The organism is Microcystis sp. M49636_WE2, assembly GCF_030065375.1.
Taxonomy (GTDB): Bacteria; Cyanobacteriota; Cyanobacteriia; order Cyanobacteriales; family Microcystaceae; genus Microcystis; species Microcystis aeruginosa_C.
Genome location: NZ_JASJFG010000664.1, coordinates 1 through 2,736 on the forward strand (window position 1 = coordinate 1; position 2,736 = coordinate 2,736).

Here is a 2,736-nt window from a genome sequence, read left to right on the forward strand (position 1 = left end):
ATTTCAGCTAGAAGTTAATGGCATTACTATCAATGGTGTCAAAGGTGGGCGCGGTTTTCCGCTGCTTTTGCTCCATGGTTATCCCCAAACCCATCAAATGTGGCATAAAATCGCCCCCCGATTAGCGGCTAATTTTACGGTAATCGCCACGGATCTGCGCGGCTACGGGGATAGCGATAAACCCTTACCCCTAGAGGATTCTAGCAATTATTGCAAGCGGGTGATGGCCCTCGATCAGGTGTTGCTGATGGAAAAATTGGGTTATCAGGAGTTTTATCTGATCGGCCATGATCGAGGGGCGCGAGTTTCCCACCGCCTCGCCCTTGATTTTCCAGAAAAGGTCAAAAAACTCGTTTTACTCGATATAGCCCCGACGCTGGCGATGTACGAGGCGACTGATCAAACTTTTGCCACTGCCTACTATCATTGGTTTTTCTTGATTCAGCCTTCCCCTTTTCCCGAAACCCTGATCGCTGCTAATCCCGATTATTATCTGCACCATTGCTTGCAAAGTTGGGGGCGAGATTTTAGCGCTTTTACAGAGGAAGCTTTGGGGGAATATCGGCGTTGTTTTCGAGATTTAAGGACGATAACCGCCACCTGTGCCGATTATCGGGCCGCCGCTACCATCGATTTAGAGCATGATCGTCAGGATTTAGACCAGAAAATTTCCTCCCCCCTCTTGGTTCTTTGGGGAAAAAAAGGTTTCATCGCACGTCAATACGATGTGATCGCTCTTTGGCAGCAGCGAGCTAATCAAGTGACAGGACAGGCGATCGCCAGTGGTCATTTTTTACCGGAAGAAGCAGCGGAAGAGACGGGACAGGCGATCGAGGATTTTCTCGGCTAAGTAATACTAAATCCTGTTATTAAAAACTGATTATTTATTCTCCGTTTTGCATGAGTGCCTCTCCTGATATGTAGCCTATATTCAGCGGATTTAGTATCAAAAAAAAATCGGGCTAGAAATAGCTTCCAACCCCATAGGATCAATAACCTAATTAGTGATTAAATTCTCGACTTAGTAAGCGTCCTGTAGTTCATAGAATTCGGGAGAAACGTAATCTTTGCGTAGGGGCCAACCTACCCAATCTTCTGGCATTAAAATCCGTTTCAGGTGGGGATGTCCTTCATAAATAATGCCGAACATATCATAACTTTCTCGTTCTTGCCAGTCAGCGGCTTTCCAAATCCAGTAAACCGAAGCAACCCTGGGATTATCTCTAGGAAGAAAGACTTTTAAGCGCACTTCCACGGGACTATCGACATTATCGGTTACTTTGACCAGATGATAGAAACTAACTAATTCTTTCCCCGGTCCCAAATCGTAAGCGCCCTGACATTGGAGATAATTAAAGCCATAAGCGAATAAAGCAGTGGCCAGAGGAATTAAAAATTCTGCTTCTACTTTAATCAATTCCACACCACTATGGTCAGCTTCTAAAGCTTGATGATCAAAACCATTTTCGCTTAACCAAATCGAAGTGGGGCCAGCTTGCACAATAGCTGTGGTTTCTTCAGTCATTTAGATTTCTTCCTTTTGTTTCGTGGTCAAAAGAGCGGGAGGAACAGGCATACCAGTGGCTTCTAGTAACTCTTTCGGAGGTGCTTGACGGGTGGCCGATTGCAGATATTTACCCGTAAGAATCGGTTCCGTGGCCTGCATTTTATGGGTGGTGCTGTAATAACGATTGGTTTGTTGGAGGACAGTCCCGCGTTCTTGAATAGATTCGTTAGCGACTTTTTTCCGCAGTTTAATAATTGCATCGATAATCGCTTCCGGACGGGGGGGACAACCGGGTATATAGACATCCACGGGGATAAGTTTATCTACCCCTCTGACTGCGGTGGTGGAGTCACTACTGAACATTCCCCCCGTAATCGTACAGGCACCCATGGCGATAACGTATTTGGGTTCTGGCATTTCTTCGTACAGACGCACCAAAGCGGGGGCCATTTTCATGGTAACTGTACCGGCAGTGATGATTAAATCGGCTTGCCGGGGACTAGAACGGGGAACTAAACCAAAGCGATCGAAATCAAAACGGGAACCAATCAAGGCCGCGAACTCGATAAAACAGCAAGCTGTACCGTATAGCATCGGCCAAAGACTTGACAAACGCGCCCAGTTATATAGGTCATCAACGGTGGTAAGGATGACATTTTCCGATAAATCCTGGGTAACTTTAGTGCGTTCGATGGGATTGAGGATTTTTTCGCTTTGTTGTGCGATAATTTGCTTAAATTCGCTGGTAGGGTTGGGACTCATCGGGTTATCCTCTCATGAAAAGTCAAAAATAAGGAAAATTATGGCCGTTATGACCATTCTAAGGCTCCTTTCCGCCAAGCATAGACGAGAGCAACCACAAGGATAGCAATAAAGATCAGTGCTTCTACAAAAGCTAATAGGCCCAATTGATTGAAAGCTACTGCCCAAGGGTAGAGAAAGACGGTTTCCACGTCAAAAACCACGAAAACGAGGGCAAACATATAATAACGAATGTTAAACTGAATCCAAGCACCGCCGATCGGTTCCATCCCCGATTCATAGGTAGTGCGTCTTTCCGGACCGCCACCACTAGGCCGCAGGACTTTGGAGGCAGTTAGGGATAGGATTGGTACTAAACTGCAAGCGAGCAGAAATCCTAGAAAATACTCGTAACCTTTGAGGACAAACACTGGGTTTTTTTTCTCCTTATTCGCTATCGACAGGGGAAGTTGTCGGCATCTCTATGG

The 2,736-nt window shown here is 45.9% G+C and carries 4 protein-coding genes; 1 reads left to right on the forward strand and 3 read right to left on the reverse strand.

Annotated elements, in window-relative coordinates:
* Positions 1 to 850 (forward strand): alpha/beta fold hydrolase (locus PX484_RS15350; protein ID WP_288104565.1); only part of this gene is annotated, 850 nt, incomplete at its 5' end.
* Positions 851 to 1,021: 171 nt separating this feature from the next.
* On the opposite strand, the gene PX484_RS15355 is transcribed toward PX484_RS15350, so the two are convergent.
* The 3 genes from PX484_RS15355 to ndhC are packed head-to-tail and all read right to left on the reverse strand — an operon-like array spanning position 1,022 to position 2,679.
* Positions 1,022 to 1,525, reverse strand: coding sequence for an NAD(P)H-quinone oxidoreductase subunit J (locus PX484_RS15355; RefSeq protein WP_002738424.1), 504 nt, complete (start codon positions 1,523 to 1,525; stop codon positions 1,022 to 1,024).
* Positions 1,526 to 2,269: a photosynthetic/respiratory NAD(P)H-quinone oxidoreductase subunit K gene (ndhK, locus tag PX484_RS15360; RefSeq protein WP_002800109.1), complete on the reverse strand. Its 744-nt coding sequence runs from the start codon at positions 2,267 to 2,269 to the stop codon at positions 1,526 to 1,528.
* A gap of 47 nt (positions 2,270 to 2,316) precedes the next feature.
* Positions 2,317 to 2,679 (reverse strand): photosynthetic/respiratory NAD(P)H-quinone oxidoreductase subunit C, encoded by a 363-nt coding sequence (ndhC, locus tag PX484_RS15365; RefSeq protein ID WP_002739390.1) that lies wholly within the window; start codon positions 2,677 to 2,679, stop codon positions 2,317 to 2,319.
* Positions 2,680 to 2,736 lie beyond the last annotated feature (57 nt).

What these genes read in the sequence shown, in the direction of transcription:
- PX484_RS15355 (WP_002738424.1), bottom strand. Translation starts at nt 1,525, where the DNA reads ATGACTGAAGAAACCACAGCTATTGTGCAAGCTGGCCCCACTTCGATT.
- ndhK (WP_002800109.1), bottom strand. Translation starts at nt 2,269, where the DNA reads ATGAGTCCCAACCCTACCAGCGAATTTAAGCAAATTATCGCACAACAA.